Origin of the sequence: Psychrobacter lutiphocae DSM 21542 (genome assembly GCF_000382145.1) — a bacterium.
Lineage (GTDB): Bacteria > Pseudomonadota > Gammaproteobacteria > Pseudomonadales > Moraxellaceae > Psychrobacter > Psychrobacter lutiphocae.
The window spans coordinates 1-16,134 of record NZ_KB907657.1; the positions used below are offsets into that span (position 1 = coordinate 1).

At 43.4% G+C, this 16,134-nt stretch carries 15 protein-coding genes; 12 read left to right on the forward strand and 3 right to left on the reverse strand.

What is annotated here, in order from left to right:
- A partial coding sequence (gene tnpA, locus H140_RS0111310) for an IS200/IS605 family transposase (RefSeq protein ID WP_019673771.1) occupies positions 1 to 292 on the forward strand: 292 nt, incomplete at its 5' end.
- Positions 293 to 399: 107 nt separating this feature from the next.
- The gene (locus H140_RS0111315) at positions 400 to 1,389 is read left to right on the forward strand and encodes an alpha/beta fold hydrolase (RefSeq protein ID WP_019673772.1); all 990 of its coding nucleotides are present in this window, start codon (positions 400 to 402) and stop codon (positions 1,387 to 1,389) included.
- 41 nt (positions 1,390 to 1,430) lie between these two features.
- Here the strand turns inward: H140_RS0111315 and H140_RS0111320 are convergent, their stop codons facing one another.
- The 3 genes from H140_RS0111320 to hisA form a co-directional block, all read right to left on the reverse strand.
- Entirely contained in the window at positions 1,431 to 2,423 is a 993-nt protein-coding gene (locus tag H140_RS0111320; protein WP_019673773.1) for an NADP-dependent oxidoreductase, read from the reverse strand.
- Between the two features lie 159 nt (positions 2,424 to 2,582).
- Positions 2,583 to 4,346 carry a mechanosensitive ion channel family protein gene (locus H140_RS0111325; RefSeq protein WP_227672889.1) on the reverse strand — a complete coding sequence of 588 codons (1,764 nt, stop codon included), beginning with the start codon at positions 4,344 to 4,346 and terminating at the stop codon, positions 2,583 to 2,585.
- Between the two features lie 36 nt (positions 4,347 to 4,382).
- On the reverse strand, positions 4,383 to 5,141 hold the full coding sequence (hisA, locus tag H140_RS0111330) for a 1-(5-phosphoribosyl)-5-[(5-phosphoribosylamino)methylideneamino]imidazole-4-carboxamide isomerase (RefSeq protein ID WP_019673775.1): 759 nt from the start codon (positions 5,139 to 5,141) through the stop codon (positions 4,383 to 4,385).
- Between the two features lie 391 nt (positions 5,142 to 5,532).
- Between hisA and H140_RS0111335 the strand changes: the two genes are divergently transcribed.
- From H140_RS0111335 to nqrM, 10 genes are all read left to right on the forward strand, one after another.
- Complete coding sequence (locus H140_RS0111335) at positions 5,533 to 6,894, forward strand: Na(+)-translocating NADH-quinone reductase subunit A (protein ID WP_019673776.1); 1,362 nt, start codon at positions 5,533 to 5,535, stop codon at positions 6,892 to 6,894.
- A gap of 5 nt (positions 6,895 to 6,899) precedes the next feature.
- Positions 6,900 to 8,135 carry an NADH:ubiquinone reductase (Na(+)-transporting) subunit B gene (locus tag H140_RS0111340; RefSeq protein WP_019673777.1) on the forward strand — a complete coding sequence of 412 codons (1,236 nt, stop codon included), beginning with the start codon at positions 6,900 to 6,902 and terminating at the stop codon, positions 8,133 to 8,135.
- Entirely contained in the window at positions 8,119 to 8,976 is an 858-nt protein-coding gene (locus H140_RS0111345) for a Na(+)-translocating NADH-quinone reductase subunit C (protein ID WP_019673778.1), read from the forward strand. Before H140_RS0111340 ends, H140_RS0111345 begins: the two co-directional genes overlap by 17 nt.
- 1 nt (position 8,977) lies before the next feature.
- Entirely contained in the window at positions 8,978 to 9,652 is a 675-nt protein-coding gene (locus H140_RS0111350) for an NADH:ubiquinone reductase (Na(+)-transporting) subunit D (RefSeq protein WP_019673779.1), read from the forward strand.
- Positions 9,652 to 10,260 (forward strand): NADH:ubiquinone reductase (Na(+)-transporting) subunit E, encoded by a 609-nt coding sequence (nqrE, locus tag H140_RS0111355; protein WP_019673780.1) that lies wholly within the window; start codon positions 9,652 to 9,654, stop codon positions 10,258 to 10,260. Before H140_RS0111350 ends, nqrE begins: the two co-directional genes overlap by 1 nt.
- A gap of 74 nt (positions 10,261 to 10,334) precedes the next feature.
- Positions 10,335 to 11,573 (forward strand): NADH:ubiquinone reductase (Na(+)-transporting) subunit F, encoded by a 1,239-nt coding sequence (gene nqrF / locus H140_RS0111360; RefSeq protein WP_019673781.1) that lies wholly within the window; start codon positions 10,335 to 10,337, stop codon positions 11,571 to 11,573.
- 321 nt (positions 11,574 to 11,894) lie between these two features.
- Positions 11,895 to 12,707, forward strand: a complete 813-nt coding sequence (locus H140_RS0111365) for an SDR family NAD(P)-dependent oxidoreductase (RefSeq protein WP_019673782.1) — start codon at positions 11,895 to 11,897, stop codon at positions 12,705 to 12,707.
- 144 nt (positions 12,708 to 12,851) lie between these two features.
- A complete protein-coding gene (locus tag H140_RS0111370; protein ID WP_019673783.1) occupies positions 12,852 to 13,994 on the forward strand; it encodes an FAD:protein FMN transferase in 1,143 nt (380 codons plus the stop codon).
- 204 nt (positions 13,995 to 14,198) lie between these two features.
- A complete protein-coding gene (gene nhaD / locus H140_RS0111375) occupies positions 14,199 to 15,704 on the forward strand; it encodes a sodium:proton antiporter NhaD (RefSeq protein ID WP_019673784.1) in 1,506 nt (501 codons plus the stop codon).
- 160 nt (positions 15,705 to 15,864) lie between these two features.
- Positions 15,865 to 16,113, forward strand: a complete 249-nt coding sequence (gene nqrM, locus H140_RS0111380) for a (Na+)-NQR maturation NqrM (RefSeq protein WP_026349052.1) — start codon at positions 15,865 to 15,867, stop codon at positions 16,111 to 16,113.
- The last annotated feature ends 21 nt before the right edge of the window (positions 16,114 to 16,134 follow it).

The window sequence follows — 16,134 nt, forward strand, 5'->3', positions numbered from 1 at the left end:
TATCTTTGATGATGTGTGCAAAAAGTTTGAAGCCGAGCTTGTGGAGTTTGATGGTGAGGATGACTATGTACATTTGCTGGTAACTTATCCACCCAAAGTGGCTATCTCAAGCTTGGTTAATAGTTTAAAAGGCGTTTCTAGTCGGCTTATTCGCAAAAAGCAATATCCATCTATCTCTAAACAGTTATGGGGCAGTGCGTTGTGGTCACCCAGTTACTTTGCAGGTAGCTGTGGCGGTGCTCCAATTGAGATTATCCGCCAGTATATCGAACAGCAAAATACGCCACACTAAACAGCTTTCTTTGCGTAAGCATGGATACACAGTTGCCTTATATCCACCCATGAAGTGGGTGGTTTTACGGCAACGTTGGATAAAAAAACATAACTAGGTTAACTATCATGGACGTATTAGAACATCGCATTATTTTGGCTGGCAAACAAGCTCGCCATTATCAACTTGTGAATCACCAAGCTAGTAGTGATCAAAACAAAAATAACAGCCCTGAACCAAGCAACAGCCTTGAGCCAAATAACAGACCAGCTAACAACTCAAAAAATCAAGTCAGTCATACATCTAGCAGGCTTGCTAAACCCAAACTGCATTTTTATGGCGGTAATGGCTTTCCTGTTGGTGTGTATCAGCCCATGCTGAGCAAGCTTAGTGAGCAATTTGACATCTCTAGCTTGGCGATGCGTGGCTACTGGTATGATCTACCTACTGATAAGGTATTGACTCGTGAACAAGATGCGGCACTGCTAATCGAATACCTAGAAAAGACTCAAGACCATCCTATCATTGGTATTGGTCACTCCCAAGGTGCTACGGCAACGGCAATGGCAGCTGCTAAGCGTCCAGACTTATTCTCCGCACTTTACCTGATAGATCCTGTCACCTTTACCAAACCGCAAACCCTACTCTATCGCAGTCTGCCACGCCGATTTATGATGACCCAAGAACCGTTTAAAAGCACCAATAACAAACAAGCTCACTGGACAAGCGTTGATGACTATTACCAAGACTTACGTCAGCGTCCGGCTTATCGCCGTATCAGTAATGACAACTTATATATCTTTGCCAAAAACAGTCTGGTTCAAACAGATACAGGCTATCAGCTGTTATTTCAACCTCAATATGAGCTGGCCAGCTACTTTGGCACCCCATATATCACGCCATCCCTAAAAAAACTAAAGAAAAAATCGTTGCCTTATTACTTGATACTAGCCAAACCCTCTGTGTTTAATAGCGAAAAAGTACGCCTAAGCTGGCGACGTGTGGTGCCTTCTGATCGCATCATTACTTTATCTGAATATGGTCATCTTCTGCCAATAGAGGCGCCTGAGCGCTGTGCAGAAATTATTGATATTCTCAATAAACTGCACACCGCATGATTGATGCTTACGAGTTGTGCTGACTTAAAAACAAGCGTTAACTACATCTCAAGCACGATTTTACCAAAGGTATCACCGGTTTCTAAGGCCTGATGCGCTGTTGCGGTGTCGGCAAGTGGGTAGGTGTTTTGAATATGCAATTTAAGCTGACCCTGAGCGACTTGCTCTAATACAGTAGCCAAATCTTGCGCATTGGGCTTGGCAATAAAGCCTTCGATGATTAAGCTATCAGGACCTGCTTGCTTGAGCTTATCGACCCAAATAGACGGCAATACCACGACACGCCCCTCGTCTTTTAACACAGACAAAGCACGCACCCCTGCATCACCGCCAACCAAGTCCAACAACACATCTGCTTCAAGCGCCGGAAACGCCTCATCTTTGGTATAATCAATCCAGCCAGCAAGCTTATTGGTATCTATCAAGTCACCCAGCTTTTGATACTTCTCAGGTGAGCAAATAAGAGTCAACTTGATGTTTTTTTCATCTACCAAACGAGTCAACATTTGCACTGCCAAATGACCCACACCACCTGCTGGCGCATTCATCACCACATGCTCACCTTGCTCAATATCGGCAAACTGTAACATTTGATAGGCAGTAATCCCTGCGCAGGGCAGTGCGCCAGCTGTTTTTAAATCCACACCTTCTGGTACCTTGGCAACATATTTTACGTCCACATCATTGTACTGGGCATAGCAGCTGCCATCAAAGTTTAACGCAGCTACTTTATCACCAACGGCAAACTCAGCCACCTCACTGGCAACCACTTCTCCTGCCATATCAAAGCCTAAGATAGCTGGCTTATTGCGGGCAAACTGATTGTTTTTAATATTCTCTGCACCCCACCCCAAACCTTGTCGCGTCTTATAATCAACAGGGTTAATACCAGCATAAGCAACTTTTACCAGCACTTGACTACCTGTCAGCTTAGGGACAGCAATATCACTTTGATAGACTAAGACATCAGACTCGCCAAACTCGGTTAGAGTGATGGCGGACTGGGTTTGTGGAAGACTGAATGTTGAAGACATAGCTACTTTCTCCTTGTCTGCAAAAAACTTAATATACTGACATCATTAATGGGTTAACTGGTAGGCGAATTGAATAGATGGATAGTCTTTTATTCTAGCCCAAGCTAAACGTCATTTCGCTGACCTGCTGTTATATTTTGGTAAACTAAATACAGGCTGTTATTCTTGTGGACTGTTCTTATTTAATAAGTCTTTATCACCTGTATTGTCTTGAATTTCCTCTTCCACTTTTTGCAGCAGTTTGGGATCTGGTCGGGTATCCAAAATCTCGTCAGGATCTGCCTTTGCCAATATCTGCTGCGCCCGCTGTTTGGCACGTGCTTTTTGTGCCTCTTCTGCTTGCCGACCTTTGATATCAAACGGCGTGTCATCAGGCACAAAAGACTTCCCATCATTAGACTTGCCATCTTTAAAGTGCTTAATCGCATCTTCCACATCGTCTTCAAAGCGTAGCCTATAAATCGGCTCAGGTAAGCTAAAGCCATGATTCTCTAAGGCATGCTTAACTTCACGTATCGCAATACTGCGGGCTTTGCTAAAGTCAGTTTCGGTCTGATCCACCCAGACTTGAAAGCGCAGAATAATGTTTGATTCGCCCACTTCAGTGATGACTGCACTCGCTTTTGGCGTATCTAACGCAAAATCCAACTCGCAAACTGCATCTAGCCCGACTTTAATCGCCGCCAATGGATCATCATTGGCATCGATACCTAGCTCAAAGGTAAAGCGGCGCTCTGGATTTTTACTGTAATTGGTAATGGTGGCTTTAAATACTTCAGAGTTAGGAATGCGTAAATGGTTACCATCGGAAGTCATCAAAATCGTTGCTCGACTGGTAAGGCGTACGACTATCCCCTCCTGCCCATTAATATCCACAAAGTCACGCGCACGAAACGGTTGACGGATGCTGAGCATCAAAGACGCAATGTAATTTTCGATAGTATCTTTTACCGCAAAGCCAACCGCAATACCGATCACTCCAGCACCACCAAGCAAAGTGCCAATGATGGCTTCAGCACCCATCAAGCTTAACGCTAAAATCAAGCCAATAATAATCAATGCAATCTTCACCGTTTGGGATAACAGCTCTGCCACAAAGGGGTTGGGACTGATTCGTTGCCACAGGCGCTCACGGCGTTTGAGCCATGCGCCAAACCAAGCTACCAAAGCAAACACCACAATAGCAACTACCAATAACGGCAGCGCCTTAATTAAGCTTAAAGACTGCTGCTTAAGGCTGGCAATCACTGGCGTTACATTATCTTGTACATCCAAAGTACGGTTGATGCGATCTTCGACTGCCACCACATCACTAACTCTATTGGCAAGACTGATGGCTTGATGTGCTTTTTTTTCATTGGGCACTTCACCTGTTAAGCTGACTACCCCTTGATTAACAGTGACATTGACCGATTTTAGACCTTCTATTTCTGAAAAAATGCCAGTAATACGTTGTTGAATATCAGCATCATTGACCTGACTAGGCTTAGTCTCAATGACCGTATCTTTTTCTGTTAGATTACCAGCAGCAGGAATAGGCACTGACGGCTTGTCTTCTGCTTCTGCTTCTGCATCGGATTTAGTGCTTGCGACAGCTTCAGAACCGCTATCATCTGCGCCATTTATCTCAGAATCCGATACATTTACCACTGCCACAGCAGTAACAGCCGCGTGTGCACTGTGATTTATCAAAGTAAGACCACTAACGATCGCTAACGTCAGCCATAAGCCCCTGAAGCTGTTAACTTGACAACGACTAGCTTGAGGACTGACTGCTACTTGACGACTGACAGCTAAATGACTGGTAGCGAACCCGTCACCATCAGGGTGTGATTGCTGAGTACTAAGCTGTTGTCTTGATTGTGACTGATGTCTTAGCTTTGGCTGATTGAGGTTGGGCTCTGGTATCACGTATCTCATCATATTATTCATCACGTCAAAGGGGGTCAGTGTCAAAGCTTAGCGATCTAAATAAGACTGTGCTTCACCCACATCCAATGTACCTTCATAAATCGCCCGACCAGTAATAATACCTTCTAGATACTCACCATAAGGCTTGAGCAACTTAATGTCTTGCATATCTGTCACCCCGCCAGAAGCAATCACAGGCAGACCGCCAACTTTTGCTAAGTTCACCGTCTGCTCAACGTTGACCCCTTGCATCATGCCATCACGAGCGATATCAGTATATACAATAGATGATACACCAGCATCAGCAAAACGCTTGGCTAATTCCGTTGCCTTTACATCGGTCACATTCGCCCAACCATGAGTGGCAACCAGTCCATCTTTGGCATCAATACCGACAATAATGTGACCGGCAAATTCGCGACACGCTTGCTCAACAAACTCAGGCTCTTCTACTGCCTTGGTACCGATAATAATATAAGTTAAACCAGCATCTAAATAATGCTCAATGGTTTGTAAGCTACGCACACCGCCACCGAGTTGAACCGGTAACTTGGGATGTGCTTTGGCAATTTCCATCACCACTTTCTTGTGGACTGGCTCGCCATCAAAGGCACCATTTAAGTCAACTAAATGCAGACGGCGCGCACCTTCATTCACCCAACGGGTTGCCATGGCAACAGGATCATCTGAAAACACAGTATCGTCTTCCATACGCCCTTGTTTTAGACGCACACATTTACCATCTTTTAAGTCAATAGCTGGAATAAGTAACGGAGCAACTGCTTTAATATCAGCGTGGTTATGCATAATAAAAAACCTTTTTTATAAAAAAATTAAATGAATAACAGATAAAACAGAACAATAAACTACATTTATGACATCTAAATCTATAAATTAGTAAACAGACTGGCAATTTTAGGGTAATTTAACGTATAATCCTAGGATATATTGTATATGTATTTTGGTAGCCAGTCGCCACTGTCTTCTATGCTAAGAGGTTAGCACAGGTCTGTCTGCTCGCAAACATTAGAAACAAGTTTAGCGAATAGTTGATCCTGTTGTGCGTGTTTCGCCGTACTGCTGCTACATTCTCTTATGATAGCAAGTTCAATTCTCGGTAAGTATATATACCGTTCCTGAGTTGCTCACAACCCGACAGGACGTCTGGCCTTTCTTCTCTTATGGAATAAGTTCGCTTATGATTACCATCAAAAAGGGGCTTGATTTGCCCATTACTGGCGCACCCAGTAGTGAAATCACCCAGCATTCGCCAAAGCACATTGCGCTTATCGGCTATGATTATGTTGGCATGAAGCCAACGATGAACGTCAAAGTCGGTGATATTGTCACGAAAGGCCAACCTGTTTTTGAAGACAAAAAACGCGTTGGTGTTATATACACCGCACCTGCCTCAGGCAAGGTTGTCGCTGTTAATCGTGGTGAGCGTCGTGTGTTTGAAAGCTTAGTTATCGAAGTTGATCCCAATGGCCCTGACGCCAACGAGATCACTTTTAATAAATATGCTTCCGGTGAACTCGCTGGTCTTGATTCTGAAGCTGTTGAAGCGCAATTAATCAAATCTGGTGAGTGGACAGCGTTTCGCACCCGTCCTTACAGCCGTAGTCCTGATATAGGAACACGCCCACAAGCCATCTTCGTCACCGCCATGGATACCAATCCATTAGCCTATGACCCGATGCTACTGATTCAACAAGAACAGCAAGCATTTGATGATGGCCTTGCGATACTGTCTACCTTATCACCCAAAACCTATGTGTGCCATCATGGCAATGCCAACCTTGCTAAGGCAACCAATATTGCCTCTGGTAATAGCACTGAATATCATGCATTTGCAGGCAAACACCCTGCAGGTCTGGCGGGCACTCACATTCATTTCTTGCATCCTGTCAGCCGTGACGTCACGGTCTGGACCATTGGGTTCCAAGATGTGATTGCCATTGGTAAGTTATTTACCACAGGTCGCATTTATACTCGCCGCTTAATCAGTTTGGCCGGTCCTGCTGTCGCTAAGCCGCACTTAGTGGTAACAGATCGTGGTGCTGACTTAACAGAATTAACCCAAGGTGAGCTGGTTGGTGATGATAACCGTATCATTACTGGCTCTGTGCTGTCTGGTCGTAAGACGATTGAGAGCACCGCTTATTTGGGTCGTTTCCACAATCAAGTCAGTGTATTGAAAGAAGGTCGTGAACGTCCATCGTTCCACTTCTTTAGCTTAGGCTTTAATCGCTTTTCAAAACTGCCAATTTATATCTCACAGTTTTTTAAAGACAAAAAATACAACTTTACCACGTCTACCAATGGCTCTCCTCGTGCCATGGTGCCAATCGGTGTCTTTGAGGAAGTCATGCCACAAGACTATTTGCCAACCCAATTGCTACGTGCCTTGATCGTTGAAGATATTATTTCGGCAGTGGAGCTGGGTGCATTAGAGCTAGATGAAGAAGACTTGGCACTATGTACCTTTGTCTCTCCTGGCAAATACGAGTTTGGCGACATCCTGCGTGATAACTTAACTCGCATCGAGCTGGAGGGCTAACGCTGATGAAATTTTTACATAATATTTTTGACCGTCTAGAGCCAAGCTTTACCAAAGGCGGAAAGTATGAAAAGTACTACGCTGTCTATGAAATGTTTGACACTTTTTTACGTCAGCCCAATACAACCACTCACTCAGCAGCCCATGTGCGTGACGGTATCGACCTAAAGCGTATTATGATAATGGTATGGCTGTGTACTTTCCCTGCGATGTTCTGGGGTATGTATAATGTCGGTCATCAAGCGCTAACGGCTATGGCGCAATTAGGTCTGCAACCTGAAGGCTGGCGCACCATCATTACTAGCATGGCAGGTTATGATCCAAATAGCCTTTGGGCTGCCTTTGTCTATGGCGCCATGCAGTTTTTACCCATTTATATCGTGACCTTCGCGGTTGGTATTGCTTGGGAAATCATCTTCGCTGTCGTCCGTGGCCATGAAGTCAACGAGGGTTTCTTCGTAACCTCTGTACTATTCGCCCTATGTTTGCCACCTAATATTCCATTATGGCAAGTGGCGCTAGGCATTAGCTTCGGTGTGGTAGTCGCCAAAGAAGTCTTCGGTGGTACTGGTAAAAACTTCTTAAACCCTGCCCTATCAGGCCGTGCTTTTCTTTACTTTGCTTATCCCGCTTATATGTCTGGAGAGACTGTATGGACAGCGGTTGATGGCTTCTCAGGTGCGACACCGCTTGGCCTTGCTGCCATTGGTATTACCCCAGATCAATTTACAAATGCTTATGGCTCAGCCATCACTTGGATGGATGCCTTCGTAGGTAACATGCAAGGCAGTATCGGTGAGGTCTCTACCCTTGCTATCTTGCTTGGCATGATCGTCCTTATCTGGACACGCATTGCCTCATGGCGCATCATTGCCGGCTGTGTGGTCGGACTTGTCGTGACATCAGCGGTATTTAACTTATTTGGCGCTCAAAGCGACAACCTAATGATGAGTCTTCCTTGGTACTGGCACCTTGTACTGGGTGGCTTTGCATTTGGTGCGGTATTTATGGCCACAGATCCTGTATCTGCTGCCCATACCAACAAGGGTCGTTGGGCTTACGGCATCTTAATCGGCTTTATGACCGTCTTGATCCGTGTGATTAATCCAGCCTTCCCTGAAGGTATTATGCTGGCCATCTTATTTGCTAACTTGTTTGCACCTTTATTCGACTACTTTGTCACACAAGCAAACATCAAACGTCAAACGGCTCGGAGGATGCGTCATGTCCCAGCAGACTAAGAAAAGCTCAAACTCTAATATGACCACCATTATGGTGGCACTGGTCTTATGTTTGGTGTGCTCTGTTTTAGTTTCTGCAGTTGCAGTTGGCTTAAAACCTGCACAAGTCAAAAACAAAGCACTTGACCTTAATAAAAATATTTTGGTCGCAGCGGGGCTCTTTGATCCAACCACAGACACCAATGAAGATGTTGCAGAGCGCTTTGCTGATTTTGATATCAAATTAGTCGATATGCAGTCTGGCCAGTATGCAACTGAAGAACAGCTACAAGAAGCAGGTATTACCGATGTTGCCGAGTACGATGCAAATATCGCTGCCAAAAATGCAGCACTAAGCATTGACCTTGGTAATGATGATCCAGCAAGCATCGGTGCTGTGCCAAAATTTGCTAAAGTTTTTGTTAAAAATGATGCCAATGGCAATCCAGAGCTGATGGTATTACCTGTTCATGGCTATGGACTATGGGGTACCATGTACGGCTTTTTGACCCTAGAAAGTGATTTAAACACGATTAAAGGTATTAGCTGGTATCAGCATAAAGAAACCCCTGGCCTAGGTGCTCGTATCGAAGAACAAGAGCAACGTGACAAGTGGAAAGAAAAGCAAGTGTACGATGAGCAAGGTAATGTTGCTATCGGCATGGGCAAGGGGGAGGTTATTGACGGTATCAGTGGCGCAACACTTACTAGTAAAGGTGTCAACAACCTTGTTCAGTTCTGGCTTGGCGACCGTGGCTATAAACCATTTTTAGACAACTTACGTAGTGGCACGCCTGATACAGATACTCATAGTACTCATAGTACTGCTCAAGCATCAACCACTGCTGGCGAGGAGGCATAACATGGCAACAGATACTAAAAAAATCCTAACCACGCCGATCTTTGATAACAACCCAATTGCATTACAAATCTTGGGGATTTGTTCGGCATTGGCCGTAACAACCAGCGTCAAAAACGCATTGGTAATGTGTATCGCATTAACCTTGGTAACGGCATTTTCAAGCTTCTTTATCTCAATCATCCGTAATCGAATTCCATCAAGTATTCGTATTATTGTACAAATGACCATTATCGCCTCTTTGGTAATCGTGGTTGACCAAATCCTACAAGCTGTGGCATACGATGTCAGTAAGTCACTTTCTGTATTCGTTGGTTTGATTATTACCAACTGTATTGTGATGGGTCGCGCAGAAGCCTTTGCCATGAGTAACCCACCAGTTCCTAGCTTCTTGGACGGTATCGGTAACGGACTTGGTTACTCAGCGGTATTGATATTTGTCGCAACCATTCGTGAGTTGCTCGGCAATGGTAGCATCCTAGATATTTCTATCTTAACGCCAGTAACTGCTGGTGGTTGGTATGTACCAAATGGCTTGTTATTACTACCGCCTTCAGCTTTCTTTATTATTGGTTTGTTTATTGCCGTTATCCGTACTTGGAAACCAGAGCAAGTTGAAGAAGCTGAATTTGTTATGAAGCCGCAGTCGAAAGGCATGGCACATGGAGGAGGTCACTAATGGGACATTATCTTAGTCTATTAATTACGTCCGTTTTTATTGAAAATATGGCGCTGGCCTACTTCCTAGGTATGTGTACCTTCTTAGCTGTGTCTAAAAAGGTATCGACCGCTATGGGGCTGGGTGTTGCCGTTATCGTGGTGATGGCGATTACCGTACCACTGAACAATCTACTGTATCAATTTATTCTAAAAGATGGCGCACTTGCATGGGCCGGCTTTCCAGACATAGATTTAAGCTTTCTAGGTCTATTAAGCTATATCGCCTTGATTGCTGCAACGGTACAAATCCTAGAGATGTTCCTAGATAAGTTTGTGCCTGCACTATACAACGCTTTGGGCGTATTCTTACCTTTAATTACCGTAAACTGTGCCATTATGGGTGGTGTTTTATTCATGGTTGAGCGTGACTACAACTTCACTGAATCATTAACCTATGGTATTGGTTCTGGTTTTGGTTGGGCACTTGCCATTGCACTATTGGCTGGTATTCGTGAAAAGCTAAAATACTCAGATGTCCCTGCCCCACTACGTGGACTGGGTATTACTTTCATTACTGTCGGATTGATGTCGCTTGGATTTATGTCATTTGGTGGCATGTCAATTTAAGAAACCGATTTAAATTGCCCAATTTCCAATATAGAAAACAAGCGATTTTTAATATTTAAATAAGGACAAAAATCATGGAGTTATTTGGTACCGCCATTGGCGGCGTCGCCATGTTTACCCTGATTATCATGAGCTTGGTGGCCATCATTTTGATTGCCCGCTCAAGATTGGTCAGTTCAGGGGATGTCACCATTCGTATTAATGACAATCCTGACAATGACGTGGTTACCCCAGCTGGTGGTAAATTATTACAAACCCTTGCAAGTGAAGGTATTTTCTTATCTTCCGCTTGTGGTGGTGGTGGCACCTGTGGCCAATGTACTTGTAAAGTCCTTGAAGGTGGTGGCTCTATTCTACCAACAGAAGAAGGTCACTTTACCCAAGGTGAAATCCGCGATCACATGCGTCTTGCCTGTCAGGTTGCGGTAAAGCAAGACATGAAGATTGAGATTGACCCTGAATTCTTTGACGTACAAAAATGGGAATGTGAGGTTATCTCTAACCATAACGTAGCTACCTTCATTAAAGAATTAGTCTTGAAAATCCCTGACGGTGAAGAAGTGAACTTCCGAGCTGGTGGTTATGTTCAGCTTGAAGCGCCACCACATGAAGTTCACTATAAAGACTTCGATATTGATGAAGAATACTTAGGCGACTGGGAAAAGTTCAATATGTTCCGCTACGTCTCAAAAGTAGATGAACCTGTGATTCGTGCCTATTCAATGGCCAACTATCCAGATGAAAAAGGCATTATCAAGTTCAACATCCGTATCGCAAGTCCCCCACCTCGTGGTCCTGAAGGTATTCCACCAGGTAAAATGTCGTCGTATGTATTTAACTTAAAACCTGGAGATAAAGTTACTGTTTCTGGTCCTTATGGTGAGTTCTTCGCCAAAGACACCAAAGCGGAAATGGTATTTATCGGTGGTGGTGCTGGTATGGCACCAATGCGTTCACACATCTTTGACCAGTTAAAACGCTTACATTCAGACCGTAAGATTTCTTTTTGGTATGGTGCGCGCTCTGTACGTGAAATGTTCTATGTCGAAGATTACGACATGCTAGCTGAGCAACATGACAACTTTGAATGGCATGTGGCACTATCAGACCCACTACCTGAAGATAATTGGGATGGCTACACTGGATTTATTCATAACGTCTTGTATGAAGAATATTTGAAAGATCATCCAAACCCAGAAGATTGTGAATACTATATGTGTGGGCCTCCTGTCATGAACGCTGCGGTTATCGAGATGTTACATAGCTTAGGCGTTGAAGATGAAAATATCTTGCTTGATGACTTCGGTGGCTAATCACCTTTTTCATTAATCAACTTAAGTTTATAATGAAAAAGTACACCAGTTAAAATATAAGCAAACTGTGATAAATTAAGAGTCTCAAATTGAGGCTCTTTTTTTATGGCTAATATTTTTGATACGGACAGTTCATTTTTTGCAAAAAAGCCTCTCCCCTACCCTTGGCTGTCATCCTCTTTCAATTTTTTTCAGTTACAGAAAGTTCAATTCGACTTCATATAAAAATAAAACAAAGACTTAAAATAGACGATAAAAACGAACCTAAATACTGAACTGACAATCAAAACAAAAAATCAAAACAAAAAAGGAAACACCCTGATGACACTCACCACAAAGCTGAAACTTAACAACCTAACCGTTTGGATTACCGGCGCCTCAAGCGGTCTCGGTGAAGCCTTGAGTATTGAATGTGCCCGCCGCGGTGCCACTGTCATCTTAAGTGGCCGTAATGCTGACAAACTTCAAACCGTCAAAAATAAATGCAAGCACTCAAAAAAACACCTCGTTCTACCGTTTGATATTTTAGACAGCGAACAAAGCCAAGCCGCTTATCAGCAAATTATTGATAAAATGGGCGGCATCGACTGGCTAATTAATAATGCTGGTGTCAGTCAGCGCTCACTGATTATGGATACCAATGAAGCGATTGAACGCCAACTGATGGAAATTGATTATTTTGCCCAAACTCGACTGACCCGACTGGTACTGCCAGCCATGATTAAGCAAGGCGGTGGCAAAGTGGTGATGGTCTCTAGTATCGCTGGCCTGTTAGGCACTCAGTATCGTGGCGGTTATGGGGCGGCGAAAGCAGCCATTCATATGTGGGCCAATAGCCTGCGTGCTGAATTAAGCGAGCAACATGTTAAAGTTGCCACTGTATTCCCAGGCTTTATCCAAACCAATGTCTCCATCAATGCACTGACTGGTGATGGCAGCACCCAAGGCACCATGGATGAAGCCACCGATAAGGGACTGACTGCCAAAGCTTTTGCGAAAAAAGTGGTGAGCGCCTTGGCAAAAGACAAAGAATATATTATTGTCGCTGGTCACAAAGAAAAACTGGCCACCTTGATCAATCGCTTGTCACCACCAAAGCTGTATCAAGCCATTCGCAAGGCAAAAGTGACCTAACGCCTTATCTTAGCTAAGTCTATGCACACTGATTGACATCAATGATCATTGATTAACAATAACCAAAAACTGTGATTGTTGAATGTTGAGTGTTAATTTTTAAAAATTAATTACTATCCACTTTATTATTTAACAGGATGCCTTATGCCCTATCCTATGTTGTCTACCAAAACTGTCCTCACCAGTAGCGTGATACTTGCCAGTACCTTAACGCTCACTGCCTGCCAGCAATCTCCCCAATATCAGTATATGGAAGGAGAAACCATGGGCACCAGCTATCACATTACCTATCAAAAACCCAAAGACATCGATGAAGCACAAATTAAGCAAAGCATTGAGCAGCATCTACAAGCCATCAATGACAGCATGTCTACTTATCAGGATGACTCAACCATCTCTAAGTTTAATCGACTGGGTGCTGGGCAATCGCTGCCGGTAGATGAGTATTTTATTAAAGTATTGCAAGACTCAAAGCAGGTATATCAGCAATCGGGCGGTGCCTTTGACCCGACCATCATGCCGCTGATTAACCTCTGGGGCTTTGGCAGCGTAATGACAGTCGAACGCCTACAAGACCCACCCTCTGATGCAGAAATAACCACTGCCAAAGCACTGATTGATTTTGATGGTATTGAACTAAAGGGTAATCAACTGAGCAAAACTAAAGACGGAGTACAACTCGACTTTTCGGCCGTTGCCAAAGGTTATGGCGTCGATGTGATAGCGCAAGTGCTGCAAAATGAATATAAAATCAATAACTATATGATCGAAATCGGCGGTGAAGTCGCTACCTCTGGAGTTAATCAAAAAACGCATGCTTGGCAAATTGCCATTGATGCACCAATCATTGATAGCACTGTGAGTGAGCGCACAACCTTAGCCGCTATCCGTCAGCCGAAATCTAGTAACAAGCTGCACATCGCCACTTCGGGTAACTACCGCAACTCCATCGTATTTGATGGCAAGCGTTATAGCCACACCATAGATCCAACCACAGGACAGCCTATTGTTGGCGGTGCACCCTCGGTGACTGTGGCTGCCGAATCTGTATCTATTGCTGATGCTTGGGCTACTGCTTTGACTGCCATGAGTTATAAAGATGCTTTATCACTTGCCACCAAAAAAAATATAGCTGCTTTATTCATAATTCCTCAAGACGGTAAAATCCATGATGATGTTGCCAGTGCCGATGAGGTTAGAAAAAATAAAGCCAATCCACAAGATTATTGGCAGGTGGTAGAGACGCCAAAAATGCAGGCGCTACGTGCTGACACTGGCAGTTTATAGTCAGATAAACAACCAAGTCTAAAGTCTAAAGTCTAAAGTCTAGCTTACCTAAGTCAAACCCTGCTACAAGATAAATATATGATAAAAAACATTATATTTAATAATAACTAATACAGTCAGCTTACAGGCTGTTATATTTTTTGTAAATGCTATAAAATACCCCATTTGCATGTAGCAAGCGTGTATTAACACTAAGGATATACAATGGTTTACTCATTGATGGCGTTAGTCTTTGTGATAGGTTATGTAGCGATTGCTCTAGAACACAACATTCATATTGACAAAGCAGCTTCTGCCCTACTGACTGCAATTTTAGTTTGGACTCTTTTAGTTTTTGGAGCGGATACCCTGCTCACAGAACAGTTAGCTCATCATGAGGGCTTGGATGTAAGCCAGTTTTTAAATACAGAATTGCGACACCATTTAGCGGAAGTCGCAGAAATTCTATTTTTCTTAATGGGCGCTATGGTTATTGTTGAGCTAATTGATGCACATGATGGATTTTATGCCATTACTAACCGTATTAAGACAACCAGTGCAGTTAAATTACTGTGGACTATTGGTATTTTAACTTTCTTCTTTTCAGCCCTACTTGATAACCTAACCACCACTATTGTAATGGTTTCTTTACTGCGTAAGCTTGTTACCAAACAAGAAATGCGCTGGTTGTATGTGGGCATGGTCGTTATATGTGCTAATGCTGGAGGGGCTTGGTCTCCAATCGGTGACGTTACTACCACCATGCTATGGATAGGTAACCAAGTCACAGCTAGTAACATCATCGTTGATTTGATTGCTCCTAGTATGATTGCCGCTATCGTACCTATCATTATATTAAGCTTTACTCTTAAAGGAAAAAAGGTTCTACGTCCAGTAGAACAAAAGTCGGTAGCACCCGCCTCAAGCAGCAACTATTTAGGCCCAACTAAAGATAATGGAACAGCCAGTTCGACAGCTGTATTTATGGATGCTGTACCTACTAGCTCACCCGAAAACTTATCCAAACATCAGATAGCAGCCATTGCTCAACGCACAATTACTAATAAAATGCGCTTAAGCGTCTTAACTCTTGGCTTATCAGCTCTTGCTTTTGTACCAATCTTTAAGACCATTACTCACCTACCTCCTTATATGGGTATCTTGTTTGGCTTGGGTGTTTTATGGGTCTATACCGAGATTATGCACCGTCATCATGATTGGTATGTTAAAGAGCAAATGACAGTGGTTGGAGTGCTGACCCGTGTTGATATCCCAAGTATCTTGTTCTTCTTAGGTATCTTATTAGCAGTTGCAGGCTTAGCCACTGCTGGTCACCTAACTAACGTGGCGCTATGGCTTGACAACACATTTGGTAACCTATACGTCATTAACGTCTTTATTGGTTTGCTGTCTTCTTTAGTCGATAACGTACCCTTAGTTGCTGGCGCAATGAAGATGTATCCACTACTTACAGAAGCGTCATTAGCAGGGATGTCAGGTGATGAGCTTGCCCGCCAAAGCATGTTTTTACAAGACGGTGCATTTTGGCACTTCTTAGCCTACTGTGCGGGTACAGGCGGTAGTTGCTTAATCATTGGTTCAGCTGCTGGTGTAGCTGCTATGGGTATGGAAAAAGTACCCTTTATATGGTATCTAAAACGTATCAGTGGTCTAGCTTTATTAGGTTATCTTGCAGGTGCAGCGACTTATATTGTGATCCATGTAATATAGCTTGTAAGTTCTATATCATATAGCTGATATCATCATTAGTAACTGCATGACCTGTAACAGCATTCATACGCGACTTTACGCTATGAATGCTGTTTTTTGTTGAATTATGCTAGAATAATGAGCATTCAGACTAAAAATTTATACTAGCTGTGAGGAACTTATGCTCGCCCAACTACTTCCCATACTCGCCATTACTTTTACCGCATTTGTCCTATTCTTCTTATTTATGGGCATCGGATACATGGTGAAAAAAGAGCCTTTGCGTGGCTCTTGTGGTCGTGTCGCTAACCTAATGGGCGATGAAACTTGCCAGTTTTGCGGTAATGACCCTAATCTGTGCGAGCAAATTAATGATGAAAAAGCCTTTGATAGCAAAAAAGCAGCTGATTTAGGTAAATCAATACTGTAATTCTAGCCAGTAATTCTGGAC

Coding starts and splice junctions, on each gene's coding strand:
- H140_RS0111315 (WP_019673772.1), top strand. CDS start 400: ATGGACGTATTAGAACATCGCATTATTTTGGCTGGCAAACAAGCTCGC.
- H140_RS0111320 (WP_019673773.1), bottom strand. CDS start 2,423: ATGTCTTCAACATTCAGTCTTCCACAAACCCAGTCCGCCATCACTCTA.
- H140_RS0111325 (WP_227672889.1), bottom strand. CDS start 4,346: ATGATGAGATACGTGATACCAGAGCCCAACCTCAATCAGCCAAAGCTA.
- hisA (WP_019673775.1), bottom strand. CDS start 5,141: ATGCATAACCACGCTGATATTAAAGCAGTTGCTCCGTTACTTATTCCA.
- H140_RS0111335 (WP_019673776.1), top strand. CDS start 5,533: ATGATTACCATCAAAAAGGGGCTTGATTTGCCCATTACTGGCGCACCC.
- H140_RS0111340 (WP_019673777.1), top strand. CDS start 6,900: ATGAAATTTTTACATAATATTTTTGACCGTCTAGAGCCAAGCTTTACC.
- H140_RS0111345 (WP_019673778.1), top strand. CDS start 8,119: ATGTCCCAGCAGACTAAGAAAAGCTCAAACTCTAATATGACCACCATT.
- H140_RS0111350 (WP_019673779.1), top strand. CDS start 8,978: ATGGCAACAGATACTAAAAAAATCCTAACCACGCCGATCTTTGATAAC.
- nqrE (WP_019673780.1), top strand. CDS start 9,652: ATGGGACATTATCTTAGTCTATTAATTACGTCCGTTTTTATTGAAAAT.
- nqrF (WP_019673781.1), top strand. CDS start 10,335: ATGGAGTTATTTGGTACCGCCATTGGCGGCGTCGCCATGTTTACCCTG.
- H140_RS0111365 (WP_019673782.1), top strand. CDS start 11,895: ATGACACTCACCACAAAGCTGAAACTTAACAACCTAACCGTTTGGATT.
- H140_RS0111370 (WP_019673783.1), top strand. CDS start 12,852: ATGCCCTATCCTATGTTGTCTACCAAAACTGTCCTCACCAGTAGCGTG.
- nhaD (WP_019673784.1), top strand. CDS start 14,199: ATGGTTTACTCATTGATGGCGTTAGTCTTTGTGATAGGTTATGTAGCG.
- nqrM (WP_026349052.1), top strand. CDS start 15,865: ATGCTCGCCCAACTACTTCCCATACTCGCCATTACTTTTACCGCATTT.